Source organism: Streptomyces griseocarneus (assembly GCF_014655595.1).
Taxonomy (GTDB): Bacteria; Actinomycetota; Actinomycetes; order Streptomycetales; family Streptomycetaceae; genus Streptomyces; species Streptomyces griseocarneus.
In genome coordinates, this window is sequence record NZ_BNBL01000003.1 from 363,716 (window position 1) to 380,175 (window position 16,460).

Sequence of the window (16,460 nt, forward strand, 5' to 3'; positions counted from 1 at the left end):
GTGCCGGAAGACCCCGCCGCCAGCGATTTCGCTGGGAGCGGGGTCTTTTTGTTTCGCCGCGTTGTGTCGCCGTGCGCGTGTGTGCCGCGTGGGCTCAGATCTTCGGGAAGTCGAAGCCGTAGCCCTCCTCCTTCAGCCAGCCGATGCAGCGGGCCAGGGCCTCAACGCTCTGGCTGCGTTCTCCTCCGCCGTCGTGGAAGAGGATGATCGGGCCGTTGGCGATCTCGCGCTTGACCGTTTCGACGATGCGGTCGACGCCCGGGCGCTGCCAGTCGTGGGTGTCGACGCTCCAGCCCAGGGGGCGCATGCCGTTGGCGGCGGCGAGCTGACGGCTGTAGGGGGTGAAGGCGCCGCCGGGGGCGCGGTAGTAGCGGACCTTGGCGCCGGCCGCCACGTCTTCGATCATCTTCTTGGCGTCGAGGATCTGCTGCTTCTGGTAGTCCTCGGAGCGCTTGTCCATGGCGGTGTTGTGGTCGACCGAGTGGTCGCAGAGGCGGTGGCCGTCGGCCAGGACCTTCCTGACGAGGTCGGGGTGGGCCTTGGCGGACGGGCCGATCATGCAGAAGGTGGCCTTGATGCCGTTCTTCTTCAGGACTTCGAGCGTCTTCGGGGTCCACCTGGGGTCGGGGCCGTCGTCGATCGTCAGGGCCACGGACTTGCCGCCGCGCTCGGTCTCGTGGGCCATCTCCGACGACACGGGGCCGGAGGGGCCGGGGTCGGCGGGTGAGGCGGTGGGTGTGTGCCTGGTGGCGTCGGACGATGGCGGAAGCGTCAACTCCACTGAACTCGAAGCACTGGAGTCGCCGGAATCCTCTGTAGCGACGGCCACCGTTCCCGATATCACCCCCGCGAGAGCCACTACCCCTCCCGCCGCGATCGCGATGTGCCGACTTCGGGCAGTCAAGCGAGCCATGGACTTGTCCCCCCATCCCCCTCGCGCAACCTGAAAGGTTCCTGCCCGCGTAGACGGCCGTTTACCGCATTCCGTTCCGCAACACCGCATCCCTCACGGCATTCGGACACAACACGCACGGGGCCTTTGTAATGTCCTCGGCATGAACACGACCGTTACCCTTCCGCGATCGTCTCCGCGATCTCGGCGGTACGGGCCGCCTCCTCCGCCGCGAAGCGGCGGGCGTCGAGCTGTTCGGCGATCTCCTCGTCCTGGGCCATCAGCTGATCGAGGCTGGCATCGCCCATCTCGAATACCCCCATGTCGACATAGGCGCGCTGGAGCCTTTCACCCCACAGGCCGATGTCCTTCACACACGGCACGATGCGGCTGAACAGCAACTTCCGGAAGATTTGCAGGTATTCGGACCGCTCGCTGAGTTCGGCGGCGTCCGCGGCCGGGATGCCGAAATCGGCCAGCACCTCTTCGCCGCGCAGCCGGTCGCGCATCAGATAGCAGCCCTCGATCACGAACTCCTCGCGCTCGCGGAGTTCGGCGTCCGAAAGCTGCCGGTAGTAGTCCCGCAGGGCCATGCGGCCGAATGCGACATGGCGCGCCTCGTCCTGCATCACATAGGCCAGAATCTGGTGGGGCAGCGGCTTCTTGGTCACGTCGCGCAGCATGCCGAAGGCGGCGAGGGCGAGGCCCTCGATGAGGACCTGCATACCGAGGTACGGCATGTCCCAGCGGGAATCACGCAGGGTGTCGTCGAGCAGCGACTGAAGGCTGGAATTGACCGGATAGAGCATTCCGATCTTCTCGTGCAGGAACCGGCTGTAGATCTCCACGTGCCGGGCCTCGTCCATGGCCTGGGTGGCGGAGTAGAACTTCGCGTCCACGTCCGGTACGGATTCCACGATGCGGCTCGCGCACACCAGCGCGCCCTGTTCGCCGTGCAGGAACTGGCTGAACTGCCAGGAGGCGTAGTGGCGGCGCATGTCGCGCCGGTTGCGCTCGCTCATCCGGTCCCAGTAGGGGGTGCCGTAGACGGTCATGTTCTCGTCGGGCACGCCCAGCGGGTCGTACGGGTCGACCTCCAGGTCCCACTCGATGCGCTTGGCGGCGTCCCACTGCTTGTCCTTGCCCTTCCGGTAGAGGGCGAGGAGCCGTTCGCGGCCGTCGTCGTAGTCCCAGCCGAAGCGCGCGGCGCCGGTGGCCGGGATCTCCCAGACGGCGCTGCCGGGGTCGTGGACGTAGGGTTCGCGCGTCGCCATCGTCGCGCCTCCTGTCTCAGTGCGGGGCTTGACCCACCTTGCTGACACGCAGTCTCATAAGAACGTACCCCGGGTAACCCCGATCTGAGGTGGAATCGGCCATGACGACGGCGTCTGATCGGCACTCACTCCGGCCCCAGGACGCACTCGGCCCCCTCAAGGACCGTGAGCGCGTCGCCGAGCGACTGCTCGAATCCTCCGCCAGACACTCCTTCGACCCCGACACCGAACTCGACTGGGACGCCCCCCTCGAGCCCGGCAAGTGGCTCCTCCCCCCGGAGCTGATATCCCTCTACGGCACCCCGCTGTGGCGCAGAATGTCCGAGGAACAGCGCATGGAGCTCGCCCGGCACGAGCTGGCCTCGCTCGGGTCGCTGGGCATCTGGTTCGAGATCATCCTGATGCAGCTGCTGGTCCGTCACATCTACGACAAGCCGGTCACCAGCGCCCACGTGCGCTACGCCCTCACCGAGATCGCCGACGAGTGCCGGCACTCGAAGATGTTCGCCCGGATGATCCACAAGGTGGGCGGCCCCACCTACCCCGTCGGCCCCCTGCACCACAATCTCGCCCGGGTCCTCAAGACCGTCTCCACGACGCCCGGCTCCTTCACCTGCACGCTGCTCGGCGAGGAGATCCTCGACCACATGCAGCGCCTGACCTTCCCCGACGAGAGGGTCCAGCCGCTCATCCGCGGCGTCACCCGCATCCACGTCGTGGAGGAGGCCCGCCACGTCCGTTACGCGCGCGAGGAACTGCGCCGCCAGATGGTGACCGCCCCGCGCTGGGAAGCGGAGCTCACCCGCATCAGCGCGGGCGAGGCGGCCCGCGTCTTCTCCCTCGCCTTCGTCAACCCTGCCGTCTACACCAACGCCGGCCTCGACCGCCGCGAGGCCCTGGCCCAGGTCCGCGCCAGCGGCCACCGGCGCGAGGTGATGCAGGCGGGCGCCAAGCGGCTGACCGACTTCCTCGACGACATCGGCCTGATGAGGGGCGTCGGACGACGGCTGTGGAAGAGCTCTGGCCTGCTGGCCTGAGCCTGCCGCCCCTCTCCCCCGGCCGGTTACCCTGCCAGGCATGACCGGCAGCGGAACCACCTCGTACCGCAGGCTCAGCGTCACCGAGCGTCGCACCCAGCTGATCGGCGCCGCGCTCGGCCTGTTCGCCCACCGGGCCCCGGAGGACGTCTCGCTGGACGACGTCGCGGCCGCAGCCGAGGTCTCCCGGCCGCTGGTCTACCGGTACTTCCCCGGCGGCAAGCCACAGTTGTACGAGGCCGCCCTGCGCAGCGCCGCCGACGACCTCGAGCTGTGCTTCGCCGAGCCCCAGACCGGCCCCCTGACGGGCCGGCTCGCCGCGGCCCTCGACCGCTACCTCGCCTTCGTCGACCAGCACGACGCCGGCTACAGCGCACTGCTCCAGGGCGGCAGCGTCGCCGAGACCTCGCGCACGGGCGCCATAGTCGACGAGGTCCGCCGGACCGCCGCCGCCCAGATCCTCACCCATCTGTCCGTCCCCGACCCCGGGGTGCGGCTGCGACTGATGGTGCGTACGTGGATATCGGCCGTCGAGGCGGCCTCTCTGATCTGGCTGGACGAGGAGAAGCAACCGCCCCTGCCCGAGCTGCGCGACTGGCTCGTCGACCACTTCGTGGCCCTGCTGACGGCCACCGCCGCGAGCGACCCCCAGACCGCCCACGTCGCCCGCACGGCCCTCGCCCTCGAACCCCCCGACGGCCCGGTCGCCGACCTGGCCCGCCGGGTGGGCCCGGTGGTGGAGGGCGTGCCGCACCTGTTCTGATCTGCCCTTTCTGCCCTTACCAGCGAGCACCCTGACCGGCGCCGCTACTCCTCGCCCTCCTGCAGCTTCTTCATGCCGGCCCGTACCTTGCGGGCCGCCTTGCTGTCGTGGCCGGTGACGGCGACCAGCATCGCCATCAGCTCCGAGCCCACCGCGAGGGCCTCCACCGGGTCCGTGATGCCCATCCAGATGTGAGCGGCCCGCTGCGCCGACCCTTGCGTGAGCTCGTGCCCGGGCCCCCAGGCCGCCATCTGGAGACCGGTGGTGTGCAGGTACCAGCGCACCGCGACGCCGGATTCCCCCGACAGATGCGCGAGCCAGCCCCGCAGTTCCCGGACGTTGACGGTGTGCGTGTGCGCGGGGCCGTACTGGGCCGTGATCTCCTCGTCGAGCCTCTCGGCCTCAACGCCGGCCTCGGCGAGCCGTGCCTGATCACCAGGGGTGGCGAAGGCGGCGACGACCTTGTCGATGCGCTCGCGGTAGGCCTCCGGGGGCGGCGGGGGTGCTGCTGGATTCTCCTCCGGCTGGGCTGTGGGCCCGGGGGTCGGTGCCGCCGGTGCCGCCGTGGCCGAGGCGGGCTCTTGGGCGGGCTCTTGGGCCTGTTCGCGCGCGGGATCGACCCAGAAGTCGGGGGTGACGATGCCCCAGGGGGCCATCACCTGGTCGTCATCGGGGGCGAAGTGCATGGAGTGCATGGAGTGCCTTACGTGTCGGTACGAAGAAACGTTTCATCCGGCATGTGGGAAAACGGGAGGCGTCCAGCCGACATACTTGGCGCCCCACTTCTTCTCGATCTGGTCGGCGTCCACGATGTCGATGTAGCCCTTGCGCTCGATGTCGTTCGAGACGATCTTGCCGTTGCCGATGTAGACGGCTATGTGCCCGGCGCGACTGCCGGTGTCCCAGTACATGAGGGCGCCGGGAGGGGGATTGCGGTCCCCGGGGTGTTGCATGGACTTGGGCACGACGTCGTAGTGGTCGATGGCGTAGTTCACGCCGGAGACGTTCCAGCCGTAGACGACGGCGGTGAACGCGAGGCACATGTTGTACCACTCGCCGGACGACCCGTCGCCGGAATGGGCCTTGGCCCATGCGATGGCCTGGTCGACGCTCCGGGGGTTGTTCAGCGTCCAGGTCTGCTGTCCGTCGGTGAACGAGCCGCCCCCGCCTCCGGAAGAGCCGGAGAACTTCTCTACGCTCGCCATGATGGACTTCACGTAGTCGTAGGTCTGCCCCCCGGCGAACGACTTCGGCGGGACACCTCGGTACTCAATGACGCGTTGGAATCCGGCGTTGTAGCCGGCCAGGGCCAGCTCGATGGGGCTGCCGTTGTAATCGGGATGCTTCTTCGCATCCTTCAGCAATTCGCACATCATCTTGCCCTGCGTCGGTATCGCGTCCGCAGGATCCCACACGTCCTTCTTGCCGTCGCCGTTCCCGTCGACGGCCATCTCCGCCCAGGTCTCGGGTATGAACTGAGCGATTCCCGAGGCAATCGGGTTGCCGTTGTCGTCCTTGGACTGCGCCGTCGGGTCGAAATTGCTCTCCGCCTCCAACTGAGCGGCCAGGACGGCAGGCGGAAGTCCCTCGTCACAGGAATTGGCTGCAGCCTGGATCATTCCGGCGTATTGAGGGGGTACGCCACCCTTTCCGACGTTCAGTCCTCCCGACGCGTAGTTTCCGCTGCCCTTTCCGTCGCCGCCGAGTGACGCGATGAGCAGAATGATCGCGAGCCCCAGCACAAGAGGAATCAACGCGATGGCGGCAATAACGAAGAGCAGCCCCCGCTTGAGATCCACCTACCCCCCCTACTTTCGTGACGCACCGCGTCGGCCCGGCGCCACTCCACCCAGGACTGATGGAGGATCACAATCCCTTGATCCGGGCCCCATTGGCGCGCGCCCAACATTTACACACACAAAGGCCCAGCCCAAACGCCGGGTGAATATCGCCCATGTAGCACCAATCCACCCACATCCGGCATCAAGCGATGTGAAGTGTCTCTAACCCCTCGTTCTGTGCGACTCAAAGGCCAGGTCACACACCAGCCGCCTCACCAGTCACAGGTGGCGCGACATTAGACTGCCCGTCAGAACGAACGCTCGGGGGATTAGCAATACATGCAGTTGCAATTCGGGGGGTCGTCGGCCAGGAAGTCTCAGCCGGCCACGACGCTGCCCGCACAAGCGCGACTCGCCATAGCCGTCATGGGATCCACGGGCGGCAGCGGTCGCTCAACTACCGCTGCGCTGCTTGCTGGTTCACTGGCGGGATACGCGCCGACCGTCGTCCTGGACACTGGTCGACGGCTGTCCTCTCCATGGCCCTCCTGGCCGTCCGAACCCGGTGCCGGACTGGTATCCCTGCCGGCCGACCGTGAAATGACGCGTCGCCAGGTACTCGCGGCCGCATCGACCTGCCGCGCCCCGCAGGGTGGTGGCTGGCATGTGCTGACCGACCACCAGGAGTGGAACGAGTCACCACTCACGCTGCCGGAAGCCCCTGCGGCCTGGTACCAGCTGGCCGCAGCCGGCGGCTGGCAGGCGGTGGTCGCCGACACGACGCACTTGGTCGCGGACGACATCGTGTCGGCGCGGCACACGGGAAGCCCGAGCCTGAGCGCCGCCTGGTGCGCGCTCCCCTTCTCCGTACCCGTGTTGTGCGCCGCCGCCACCGGCCCGGGCGTTCATGCCCTGCAGACCGCGGTCCAGGCCGCCATTGCCGAGGGGCTACCGCTGCACCGCGCGATCGTCGCGCTGGTGGCGACCGCGGACGGCCGGCTCCCCGCCCCGGTACGGGCCGCGGCGACGATGCTCCAGTCGCGGGTCGCGGCCGTCATCAACGTTCCGCACGACCCGCACATCCGAAGCCACGGGATGCGCGACGCCGCCCGGCTCAAGCCCCGCATGTCCGAAGTGGGCGCCGAGCTGGCACGTGCCGTACTCGCGTCCGCTCACATCACCTGGGGAGAGCCCCTCCCGCCGGCCCCGGTCCCGGCCACAGTCGCCGCGCCCACCGCGGCCGACCTCCCCTCCACCTGATCCGATTGCCAAGGAGTCACCCCCATGAGCCAGCTGCTGCACCAGACCATGGTCGTCCTGGCCGACGACGTCATCCCCAACTACAAGCCCGAGGTGCCCGGCACCCTGAAGACGCCGACCGGGAAGATCCTCGGCTGGACCGCCGGCGTCGGCCTCGCCCTCGCCGTCCTCGGCGGCCTGGCCGGCTGGGCCTGTGTCGCCATCGGCCACAACAGCGAGCGGGCCCAGCTCGCGGCACGCGGCAAGCAGGCGATCCTCTGGAGCCTGGTGTCCGGCATGGGCATCGGCGTCACGAGCGGCCTGGTCCTCGCCTTCTACAACATGACGCAGGGGTGAAGGACGCCTTGGACCACAAGGACAAGGCCCGCCGGGCCCGGCTGAGGCTGATCGGTATCGGGGCGGCGGTAGCCGCTCTCATCGCGGGTGGCGGAGTTCTGGCGGTCACCACGCTGGGCGGGGGCGACCGCGACAAGGGCTCGGTGGCGAGCCCGGGAGCCAGTTCGGCAGCCCCGGCGCCGTCGATGTCCCCTGGCAAGCGACGGACTCCCGCGAACGAATACAAGCTGCGCGTTGTCAAGTCCGACAAGGTGAAGGACGCCATCAGCGTCGGTTTCCCGCAATCGGACCGCGGCGCTGTCTCGGCGGCCGTCCGGCACCTGCAGGAGCTCGACCTCCTGGACGACACGGTCGCCGAGAAGCAGTTGAAGGCCATCGTGTCCAAGGACTCCCCGGGCACCGTCGACAAGCGCGTCTCGGACGTCCGGAAGCTCCGCGAGCGCGCGGGACTGCCGCCCTCCGGGAGCACGCCCCCTGGGCTGTCCATCTCCACCCAAGTCAACGCCGTCCGTGTCACCAGTGCCGACAACACCGGTCAGGTCCTCATCATCTGGATGAACTACGACCGCTTCGCCAGCCTGCCGGGTAAGGCGGCGGACAACAACCCGCTGAAGGGCGAGACCGACTACGCCATCTACAAGTGGGAGGACGGTGACTGGAAGCTCACGGAAGAGCCCCGGTACACCAAGAGTGTCCACGGCCCCAGGGCGTACGACCCTGACAGCCCGTACGCCTACCAGGACATGTGGCGGCAGGTGACCCTTGGCTAGATTCCTTGCCCGTCTCGGCACTCTGACGGGCGTCCTCGCCATCGTCCTGGCGATCGCCACACCGATGGCTCTGGCCGGCACCAAGCCTCCGGACCCCTACCCGAAGGACTTCGTTGACAGGCAGGTCAGCATTGTTGGCATCAACGTCAACACGGGGGAGTACTGCGACTACGACGAAGTTCAGAGGCAGCAGGACCGGGACAAGGACTTCAAGAGTCCCTGCCGCGCGCCCAGGGACTGCGAGGACTACCCCGCCGGCATGACCGTGTGCGTCGGCGAAGGCTCCAGCGACCCCAAGGAAGCGCACGAGTACGAGCTCAAGGAGCTCAAGCGCTGGCAGGAGAAGGCCGACACGAAGGACCCGTTCTACGAGAAGTACAACAAGTACCTCACGGAGTGCGTGAAGGAGAAGAAGAAGGCCTTCGCGGTCTGCAGGGAAGAAGCCGTCGGCAAGTTCGGCGTCTACACCAAGGGCCCCATCGACTGGGTCGCCGGAAAAATTTCCGAGATGGCCGCCAACGCCCTGAAGGCAGCAGCGGGCGCCATCGGTGAATCCGTCGTCTGGCTGCTGAAAGAGTTCGCCGAAGCGTTCAACGACATCTCCACCATCAAGCTCGCGAAGACCGGCATCGGCCCGATCATGGGCATCGCCACAGGCCTCTCGGTGCTGGTGGCCACGTTCCTGCTGCTCATGCAGTTCGGCAAACTCGCCGTCTCCCAGCAGGGTGCGCCGCTCGCCACGGCGATCACCGGCCTGGCCAAGTGGGCCGCCGTCCTGTCCGTCTACATCTTCGCCACGCAGACCGCCCTGGACTGGTCAGACACCCTCAGCACCGCGTTGATCAACGAGACCTTCGAGGGCGGCGGCGGGTCCGAGGACGACGCGAAGAACGCGATGAAAAAGCAGCTGACCATGCTCTTCGGCGGCCTCGTCACCGGAGGCGGCGGAGCCGCGACCGCGACCACCGCGCTCGTCACCGGGGAGAGCGTGCTCGCGAGTGCCGTGGGCGTCATCATCGTCGTCGGCATCCTGTGCATCATCGCCGTCGGAGCCCTCTGGGTCGAAATGCTCGTCCGCCAGGCGGGCATCATGATCCTCATCACGATGATGCCGCTCGCCCTGGCCGGGCAGATGTCCGATGCGACCAGCGAATGGTGGCCCAAGGCGCGCAATGCCTTGATCTCCCTCATCCTGATGAAGCCGGTCATCGTCATCTGTTTCTCGATCGGATTCAGTGCGATGAAGGGCGGCGAGGGAATCCGCAATGTCCTCGTCGGCCTGATCATCTTCATCATTTCCGCATTCGCCTGGCCGGTGATCGCCAAGTTCATGACGTTCACCACGGTCGGCGCCGGCGGCGCGGCCGCCGGCGGAATGCTGGGCTCGGTGAGCTCCAGCGTCTCGTCGATGTTCGGCGGAAACCAGCCCGCACCCAGCGGCGCCGGTACGGCCGGTGGCGGCAGTAATTACACCAAGGCCGTCGAGGAGGACAACGCCAGCGCCATGGGCGGTTCGGGCTCCGGAGGCGGCGGCTTCTGGTCCAAGGCCATGAACGGCAGCACGAGCGGCGGCTTCGGCGCCAAGGTGGGCGGCGCCGTCAGTTTCGGCCTGGGCGTCGCGCTCGCGGGCAAGGACATGCTCGCGGACACCGGTGCCAACGTCGCGGCCCACGCCGGCCTCGACCAGGGCGCCCAGAGCAGCCCGACCACCGTCACCCGGCGGCCGCAGAACGGCGAGCAGGAACCACCCGGCCCCGGGCCGGCACCCGCACCCGCACCCGCACCGGCACCGGCACCGGCACCGGCATCCTCGGGGTCCCCGACCTCCGAGAGCACCCCGCCCCCGCAGGCTCAGCCCAGCAGCCCGGCCCCCGACAGCCCCACCTCCGAAGGGAGTTGATCCGTGTCCACTTCCGTGGAACCCAACGCCTACAGCGGCTGGCAGTCGGAGCGCTCCGGGTTCATGGGCAACCTGAGCGGCGCCGGCTTCACCCTCATGGCGCTCGCGGCCGTGATCTCGGTCATGCCCATCTACCAGCGCAGCTGGGGCGCCGCCCTCATCTGTCTCCCGCTCGCGGCGCTGCTGCTCCTCCTCGCCTACGGGCGGGTGCTGGGGCTCAGCGCGGACGAGTGGATCGTCCTCGCAGTTAGGCACCAGATCGCAGTGGCAAGCAGTAAGAACCTCTTCTTCTCCGGTGTGTTCGCCCCCCGGACCAAGGACGGGCAGCAGCCGATGGACCTGCCCGGGGTGCTGGCCCGGCTGCACATCCTGGAGGCGCCCGACGGCCTCGGCGGCACGCTGGGCATCATGCACAACCCCGTCGACGGTACGTACACGGCGATCTGCCGGGTGACGTTCCCCGGCCTCGCGCTCGTCGACACCGAGAAGCAGAACCACCGGGTCAAGGCCTGGGCGGCCTACCTGCGCTCGCAGTGCAAGGAAGGGGGCGCGATCACCCGCATCTCCGTGCACCAGCGTTCCCTGCCGGACGACGGTGCGGCCCTGCGGTCGTGGACGGAGCGGCACACCGCTCCCGACGCCCCGGCCGCCGCCGTGCAGGCGCTGGACGAGCTGATGGCGGGGGCGGGGCCGACGGCCACGATCCGTGAGACCTATCTGGCCGTCACCCTTTCCTCCTCCCGGGCCCGCCTGGCCGTCAAGGGCGCCGGCGGTGGCCAGGTCGGTGCGGCGGCCGTCCTGGTGCGTGAGATCCACGCCATGCACGGTTCGCTCTCCAGCGCGGGCCTGCAGATCCTGGAATGGCTCACCCCTCGCGGTGTGGCCCAGGCCATTCGTACCGCCTACGACCCCGAGGCCCAGCTCGCGCTGTCCGCCCGCAACACCGCCGCCGAGGACCCGCAGTGGAAGGGCGCCGAACGGGGCGTCGACCCCGCCCTCGCGGGGCCGGCGGCGGCCGAGACCGGCTGGGGCGTCTACCGCCACGACGGTGCGTGGACCGTCAGCTACCAGGTCCGCGGGTTCCCCCGGAGCGATGTGTACGCGACGTTCCTCCAGCCCCTGCTGCGCCCGCGGCAGAACGCCCGCCGTTCGCTGTCCCTCGTGTACGAGCCGATCGGACCGGCCAAGGCCCGCCAGGAGCTGGCGCGCGAGAAGACCAAGCGTGACACCGCGCGGAGGCTGCGGGCCAAGACGGGCCGCGTGGAGTCCGAGGACGAGCGCCGTGAGGCGATGATGGCCCGCGCCCAGGACGTGGCGCGCGCCTCGGGTCACGGCGTGGTGCGGCTGACCGCCCTCCTCGCCGTCACGGTGACCGACTTCGACCAGCTGGAGACGGCGTGCGCCGAGCTGCAGGCCGACGCGTCCGACGCGGGTCTGGAGCTCCGGCGCGTGTGGGGTGCGCAGGACTCGGCGTTCGCCGTGGCCGCGCTCCCGCTCGGCCAGGGCCTCCCCGACCGGAGGGTGGGCATCTGATGGGCCTCTTCGGCCGTCGTTCCGAGGGCGACAACGCCCTCAAGGCCGCCCCGCTGTCCGACCTGCTGAATCCCGGAAGCGAGCCCCGGCCCGCGCCCCGCAAGCTCAGCGCCCGCGAACTGCGGCGCTCCCAGCTGCTGGAGGACCCGGCCACGGCCATGCGCATCGCTCCGAGGAAGGGCTGGTCCCAGCCCTTCGCCGGGCGGGCAGCCTCGGTCGCCAAGGCCGAGGTGTTCCGGGCGGACACCGACCGCGCCAGCGGCATCTACCCCTTCCTGCACGCCGCGAGCCTGCCGCCGATCGGGGTGTACATCGGCTGGAACACCCTGACCATGCAGGCGTTCTCGGCCCATCCGGCCGCCTGGGTGAAGGAAGGCCTCGCGACCAACCCGAACGTCATGGTGACCGGCATCCCGGGATCGGGTAAGTCCGCCCACATCAAGGCGCTGTGCTTCCGCCTGATGGCACTGGGCCACCGCACGCTCATCGCCGGGGACGTCAAGGGCGAGTACCAGGCCATCTGCCAGCACCTCGGGGTCGAGCCGGTCCGGCTCGGCCCCGGCCTGCCCGGTCGTCTCAACCCGCTCGACGCGGGACCCCTGGGCTACGACCTGGACCGGATCAGCGGAGAGGAGCTCCAGTCCCGGCTCAAGGAGATCCACCGGCGCCGGCTGACCCTGCTCAAGGCGCTGCTGGAGCTCCAGCTGAAGCGCAACCTCAAGCCGCAGGAAGAAGAGTGCCTGGACATCGCCGTCCGCGAGGTCACCGGTGAGCTCTACGGCCAGACGCGACTGAGCGTGCCGACGCTGCCCCTGGTCTACGAGCGGCTCAAGGACCCCACCGAAGCCATGGCCCGCGAGCTCCGCATCCGTGGCGACGACGTGCAGACCGCGCGTGAGCAGATGACTTCCCTGCGGTCCGCGCTCGGCGGCATGATCACCGGCCACCTGGGCGGTCTGTTCGACAAGGAGACGTCGATCGGGCTGGACTGGGACGCGCCCATCCAGTCCGTCGACATCTCCGCTCTCGAGCAGTACGGCGACGAGACGGTGGCGATGGTGCTCACCTGTGTATCCTCCTGGGCCCAGTCCGCGATCGACCGGCCGGGAGGACGGCCGTGGATCGTCGTACGGGACGAACTGTGGCGCCAGATGCGGTCCGGTGGCGCCGCCATGGTCCGCAAGATCGATGCGGACCTCCGGCTGTCCCGCGCCACCGGCACCATCCAGCTGCTGGCCACCCACCGCCTCAGCGACTTCGAAGCGGTCGGCGCCTCCGGCTCCGAGGCGGTCGCCATCGCCAAGGACCTGATCGCCAGCTGCGAGACGCGCGTGCAGCTCGCCCAGGACACCAAGCCGCTGAACCTGACCCGTGAGGCGATCGGCCTCACGGACGCCGAGTGCGACCTGATCAGTTCCTGGGGCGCAGGCCAGCGAGGCCGTGCCCTGTGGAAGGTCGGCCGGGGCGGCGGGTCCCACGCCGTGCAGCTGATGCTCTCCCATACCGAGAAGCGGCTGTTCGAGACGGACGAGCGGATGGTGGTGTGACCGTGCCTTCCGGCGGCAAGCCCTCTTCCTCCCGTGCGGGCGGCGACTCGCTCCTGGTACCCGTGCTCGTGCTCACCGGCGCCGCGGCGCTGGCGTGCACGTTGTTCACGGCACCGCTCGCGGCGGTCCTCTCCGGGCGCGGCTGGCCCGAGTGGGTGTACGACGATCCGGCCACCACGGCCGTGATGGCCATCGTCCGCGGCCCGGCATCGGCCTACGAGCCGGCGCCGCCCGCATGGCTCTTCTGGGCCCTGACGGTCCTGCTCTTCGCGGGGATCGGAGCCGGCGCCCTGCGCGTGTTCAGTCGGCGCGGCAAGAAGCCCACCGGGCTGGCGGGCCGGCGGGAGCTGGCCGGCATGCTGCCCAAGGGGGCCGCCGAGCGCGCCCGCCAGCTGCGGCCGGCGCTGTCCAAGATGAAGACGCTGGAGCCGGACGACACCGGCAACCTCCTGGGAAACCTCGAGCCGAACGGCCCCGAGCTGCGGTCCTCGTTCGAGGACGTGGAGCTCGACCTGATGGCTCCCCGAGCCGGCAAGTCCACCGGCATCGCCGTCCCGCGCGTACTGCGAGCGCGCGGGTCCGTGCTGCTCACCTCGAACAAGGCCGACGTCTACAGCGTCACCAAGGCCGAGCGGACCGCGGTCGGCACGGTGTGGACGTTCGACCCCCAGGGCATCGCCCACACCCACCGCGCGATGTGGTGGGACATGCTCGCCGACGCCTCCACCATCGAGGGTGCACGGCGTCTGGCCGGCCACTTCGTCGGGGCCGTCAACGACGACGCGTCCAAGCGTGACTTCTGGATCTCGGCCGCGCAGAACACGCTCACCGCGCTCTTCCACGCGGCGAACCGGGGGCAGCGCCCGGTCACGGACGTGCTGTCCTGGCTCGCCGATCCCGCGGACGACACACCTGTGTACCTGCTGCGCGACGCCGGAATGGCTGCCCTTGCCGAACAGCTCCAGGGCACCATCAGGGGCGCGGTCCAGACACGTGACGGCATTTACGAAACCGCGCGCCAATGTGTCGCATGCCTCCTCGATCCCAAGATCGTCGCTTGGGTGAGCCCTGATCCCGGAGTCGCGCAGTTCCGGCCCGAGATACACGCCACGAGCCGGGACACGCTCTATCTCTTGTCGAAGGACGGCGGCGGTTCGGCCGCCGGCGTGATCGCCGCCGCGGCCGACTCCGTACTGCGCGCCGGGGTCACGGCCGCCGAGCGGATGGGCGGACGCCTCGAACCGCCCATGACGGCCGTACTCGACGAGGCCGCGAACGTCTGCCGGATCTCCGATCTGCCCGACCTCTACTCCCATTTCGGCTCGCGCGGCATCAACGTCGTGACACTGCTGCAGAGCTATCGGCAGGGCAGCCGCGTATGGGGCGAGGCCGGAATGGACGCACTGTGGGGTGCCGCCACCATCAAGCTCCTCGGCGCGGGGCTCGACGACGCCGACTTCATCGAGAAGATCTCCCGGCTCGTCGGCGAGCACGACGTCAGCACGGTGAGCTATTCCAAGAGCGGTGACACGCACTCCCGTTCCACCTCGTACCGGCTCGAGCGCGTCATGCCCGCGGACCGCATTCGCGCTCTGCCCAAGGGAACGGCTCTTCTCCTCGCCACGGGCGTGAAGCCGGCCCTCATCCGGCTGCGCCCCTGGTACAAGGAGCCGGGAGCCGACCGCATTCAGGCGGCCGCCCAGGCCGAAGTCAAGGCGATCACCGTACGTGCCACAGAGGGGATCTCCCGGATCTGAGCGACTTCGGCGCGGAGGCGGAGCAGGCGCGCTCGCCCTTCATTCTCTACCTGGAGGGCGAGGAACAGCAGGCGGCGATGGAAGGGCTGTCCTTCTGGGTGAGCGGGCTGCTGCTCCCGGTGTACGGCAGGGAGGTCACTTCCCGGTCGCCCTGGTGTTCACAGTGGTGGGAGCACCTGGAGGCCGTCGCCCAGTTGCATGCGTTGTGGCTCGCCTGGCAGGAGCTCACGGGCCCCAACGGGGGCCTGACCGGGCCGGCGATGTGGCACCGCGACTATCTGGGGCCGGTGATGCAGGCCCTGCGCGACCCCGACGGGCCTTTCTCGGGGTGCCGGGCCGGCGGGCACCGGGCGAAGGAAGCGCCCACGGCCGAGGCGTATCCGGCGTGACGGGACCCGATCGGCCCGACGTAATAGCCTGACGACCGGTCACTTTTTGATCATTTTGGAGAAGAACGCGTGAGCGAACAAACGGCTTTGGCGGATGCGTACGAGCGGCTCTACTCGGCATCGGCTCGGATGCTCTGGGCGCAGGAATACCCGGCGTGGCGCCAGGAGGATTCGCAGTGGCCGGCGGCCCGGCGAGAGGCATGGCAGGCCCTCGAGCAGGTTCTGCTCGAGGCCGACGCAAGCCTGGGCGCACCCGGGCAGGGTGAGGTTTCCGACCCCTCGAGGCACTTGATCTCGCGGCGCGCACCGGGGGCCGTGGACCGGCCGCTCCCCTTTCACGAGGCCGTACAGGACTGGCGACAGCGGCTCGCGGCAGACCCCGGCTTTCTCGTCGAGCGCATGACGCCGTCCCCCGACTTCTACATGGAACCGGGCGCGTGTGTCGTGGTGCCCCGAGCGCGCCATTTCCTGATGACCGGCATTTTCCACGAACTCTTCTTCCGGGTGGCTCCCGGACGGCCGGGAATCTCCCTGGGGCCGGAGGCCGCCGAGCTGAGCGCGGTGGCCCATGAGGCCGCAGACGCTCTGCGCGCGCCACTGGGCCTCACGGTCCCGACACCCATTCCTGGTGCTGCCCCGTGGATTACGCCGGTTCCTCACCGATTCACGGATCTGCCCGGTCTCGAGACCAGGCTCGAGGCACTACGCCGCGCGGCGTGGCCGGCGGCGGAGACGGTGCCGACCGTGGAGGAGAAAAAGGCCTCGGCCGATTTCTCGCTCAGGATCTCGGTCTGCAAGGCGGCCGCTGACGTCCGAGAGCTGCTGGCCGGCCGACCCGCACCGGCCTGGCGGGAGCAGTACGAACAGATCGACCCGGCCCGTCATGGTGTTGTGGGGCTCGATGCCGACGCATCCGGTCCACGCCCGACGTCCTTCGCCGAGGAGGCTGCGGCCTGGCGCAGGGCGTTCGCCAAGGGGCCCTCTCCGTGGACGCCCGAGGAGTACCAGCGGCAGTTCTATCCGGACCGTGGCGAGAAGGACGTGGCACTGTCGGCCACCAGGGCTCTCGTCTTCGCCGAGCTCCTGGATGAGTTCGCAGCCCGGCACTACCCGGGCCGGCAGTCGGGCCTCATTCACTACAGCGCATACGAGTTCGGCCAGTTCGTCCGCGAAGAATTCGGCCGCGAAATGCGCGACCACGTCGGCTTCTGACGGGAAGAC

Annotated in this window: 15 protein-coding genes; 11 read left to right on the forward strand and 4 right to left on the reverse strand. The window is 69.0% G+C overall.

The window, feature by feature from the left end; genetic code table 11:
- Positions 1-94: 94 nt before the first annotated feature.
- Entirely contained in the window at positions 95-697 is a 603-nt protein-coding gene (locus IE295_RS10370; protein ID WP_372478812.1) for a polysaccharide deacetylase family protein, read from the reverse strand.
- Between the two features lie 371 nt (positions 698-1,068).
- Positions 1,069-2,166, reverse strand: a complete 1,098-nt coding sequence (locus tag IE295_RS10375; protein ID WP_190063265.1) for a ferritin-like domain-containing protein — start codon at positions 2,164-2,166, stop codon at positions 1,069-1,071.
- A gap of 101 nt (positions 2,167-2,267) precedes the next feature.
- On the opposite strand from IE295_RS10375, the gene IE295_RS10380 reads away from it, so the two are divergent.
- Positions 2,268-3,203 carry an AurF N-oxygenase family protein gene (locus tag IE295_RS10380; protein WP_190063266.1) on the forward strand — a complete coding sequence of 312 codons (936 nt, stop codon included), beginning with the start codon at positions 2,268-2,270 and terminating at the stop codon, positions 3,201-3,203.
- A gap of 40 nt (positions 3,204-3,243) precedes the next feature.
- The gene (locus IE295_RS10385) at positions 3,244-3,966 is read left to right on the forward strand and encodes a TetR/AcrR family transcriptional regulator (protein WP_190063267.1); all 723 of its coding nucleotides are present in this window, start codon (positions 3,244-3,246) and stop codon (positions 3,964-3,966) included.
- A 44-nt stretch (positions 3,967-4,010) separates the two neighbouring features.
- On the opposite strand, the gene IE295_RS10390 is transcribed toward IE295_RS10385, so the two are convergent.
- On the reverse strand, positions 4,011-4,661 hold the full coding sequence (locus IE295_RS10390; RefSeq protein ID WP_224323059.1) for a hypothetical protein: 651 nt from the start codon (positions 4,659-4,661) through the stop codon (positions 4,011-4,013).
- Between the two features lie 33 nt (positions 4,662-4,694).
- Complete coding sequence (locus IE295_RS10395; protein WP_224323058.1) at positions 4,695-5,765, reverse strand: lytic transglycosylase domain-containing protein; 1,071 nt, start codon at positions 5,763-5,765, stop codon at positions 4,695-4,697.
- Positions 5,766-6,347: 582 nt separating this feature from the next.
- Between IE295_RS10395 and IE295_RS10400 the strand changes: the two genes are divergently transcribed.
- From IE295_RS10400 to IE295_RS10440, 9 genes are all read left to right on the forward strand, one after another.
- Positions 6,348-7,007, forward strand: a complete 660-nt coding sequence (locus tag IE295_RS10400; RefSeq protein WP_224323057.1) for a hypothetical protein — start codon at positions 6,348-6,350, stop codon at positions 7,005-7,007.
- A 24-nt stretch (positions 7,008-7,031) separates the two neighbouring features.
- The gene (locus IE295_RS10405) at positions 7,032-7,343 is read left to right on the forward strand and encodes a hypothetical protein (protein WP_190063269.1); all 312 of its coding nucleotides are present in this window, start codon (positions 7,032-7,034) and stop codon (positions 7,341-7,343) included.
- Complete coding sequence (locus IE295_RS10410) at positions 7,340-8,113, forward strand: hypothetical protein (protein ID WP_224323056.1); 774 nt, start codon at positions 7,340-7,342, stop codon at positions 8,111-8,113. The genes IE295_RS10405 and IE295_RS10410 overlap by 4 nt, the downstream gene beginning before the upstream one ends.
- Positions 8,106-10,013: a hypothetical protein gene (locus tag IE295_RS10415; protein ID WP_190063270.1), complete on the forward strand. Its 1,908-nt coding sequence runs from the start codon at positions 8,106-8,108 to the stop codon at positions 10,011-10,013. The genes IE295_RS10410 and IE295_RS10415 overlap by 8 nt, the downstream gene beginning before the upstream one ends.
- Positions 10,014-10,016: 3 nt before the next feature.
- Positions 10,017-11,546: an SCO6880 family protein gene (locus IE295_RS10420; RefSeq protein WP_224323055.1), complete on the forward strand. Its 1,530-nt coding sequence runs from the start codon at positions 10,017-10,019 to the stop codon at positions 11,544-11,546.
- Positions 11,546-13,093 carry a putative type IV secretion/conjugal transfer ATPase gene (locus IE295_RS10425; protein ID WP_190063271.1) on the forward strand — a complete coding sequence of 516 codons (1,548 nt, stop codon included), beginning with the start codon at positions 11,546-11,548 and terminating at the stop codon, positions 13,091-13,093. Before IE295_RS10420 ends, IE295_RS10425 begins: the two co-directional genes overlap by 1 nt.
- A 2-nt stretch (positions 13,094-13,095) precedes the next feature.
- Positions 13,096-14,850 (forward strand): type IV secretory system conjugative DNA transfer family protein, encoded by a 1,755-nt coding sequence (locus IE295_RS10430; RefSeq protein ID WP_190063470.1) that lies wholly within the window; start codon positions 13,096-13,098, stop codon positions 14,848-14,850.
- Positions 14,851-14,927: 77 nt separating this feature from the next.
- Entirely contained in the window at positions 14,928-15,239 is a 312-nt protein-coding gene (locus IE295_RS10435; protein ID WP_190063272.1) for a DUF4913 domain-containing protein, read from the forward strand.
- Between the two features lie 69 nt (positions 15,240-15,308).
- The gene (locus tag IE295_RS10440) at positions 15,309-16,451 is read left to right on the forward strand and encodes a hypothetical protein (protein ID WP_190063273.1); all 1,143 of its coding nucleotides are present in this window, start codon (positions 15,309-15,311) and stop codon (positions 16,449-16,451) included.
- Positions 16,452-16,460 lie beyond the last annotated feature (9 nt).

Bases quoted from the DNA above. Each gene is read 5' to 3' on its own strand.
- IE295_RS10375 (WP_190063265.1), bottom strand. From the start codon at position 2,166: ATGGCGACGCGCGAACCCTACGTCCACGACCCCGGCAGCGCCGTCTGG.
- IE295_RS10380 (WP_190063266.1), top strand. From the start codon at position 2,268: ATGACGACGGCGTCTGATCGGCACTCACTCCGGCCCCAGGACGCACTC.
- IE295_RS10385 (WP_190063267.1), top strand. From the start codon at position 3,244: ATGACCGGCAGCGGAACCACCTCGTACCGCAGGCTCAGCGTCACCGAG.
- IE295_RS10390 (WP_224323059.1), bottom strand. From the start codon at position 4,661: ATGCACTCCATGCACTTCGCCCCCGATGACGACCAGGTGATGGCCCCC.
- IE295_RS10400 (WP_224323057.1), top strand. From the start codon at position 6,348: ATGACGCGTCGCCAGGTACTCGCGGCCGCATCGACCTGCCGCGCCCCG.
- IE295_RS10405 (WP_190063269.1), top strand. From the start codon at position 7,032: ATGAGCCAGCTGCTGCACCAGACCATGGTCGTCCTGGCCGACGACGTC.
- IE295_RS10425 (WP_190063271.1), top strand. From the start codon at position 11,546: ATGGGCCTCTTCGGCCGTCGTTCCGAGGGCGACAACGCCCTCAAGGCC.
- IE295_RS10435 (WP_190063272.1), top strand. From the start codon at position 14,928: ATGGAAGGGCTGTCCTTCTGGGTGAGCGGGCTGCTGCTCCCGGTGTAC.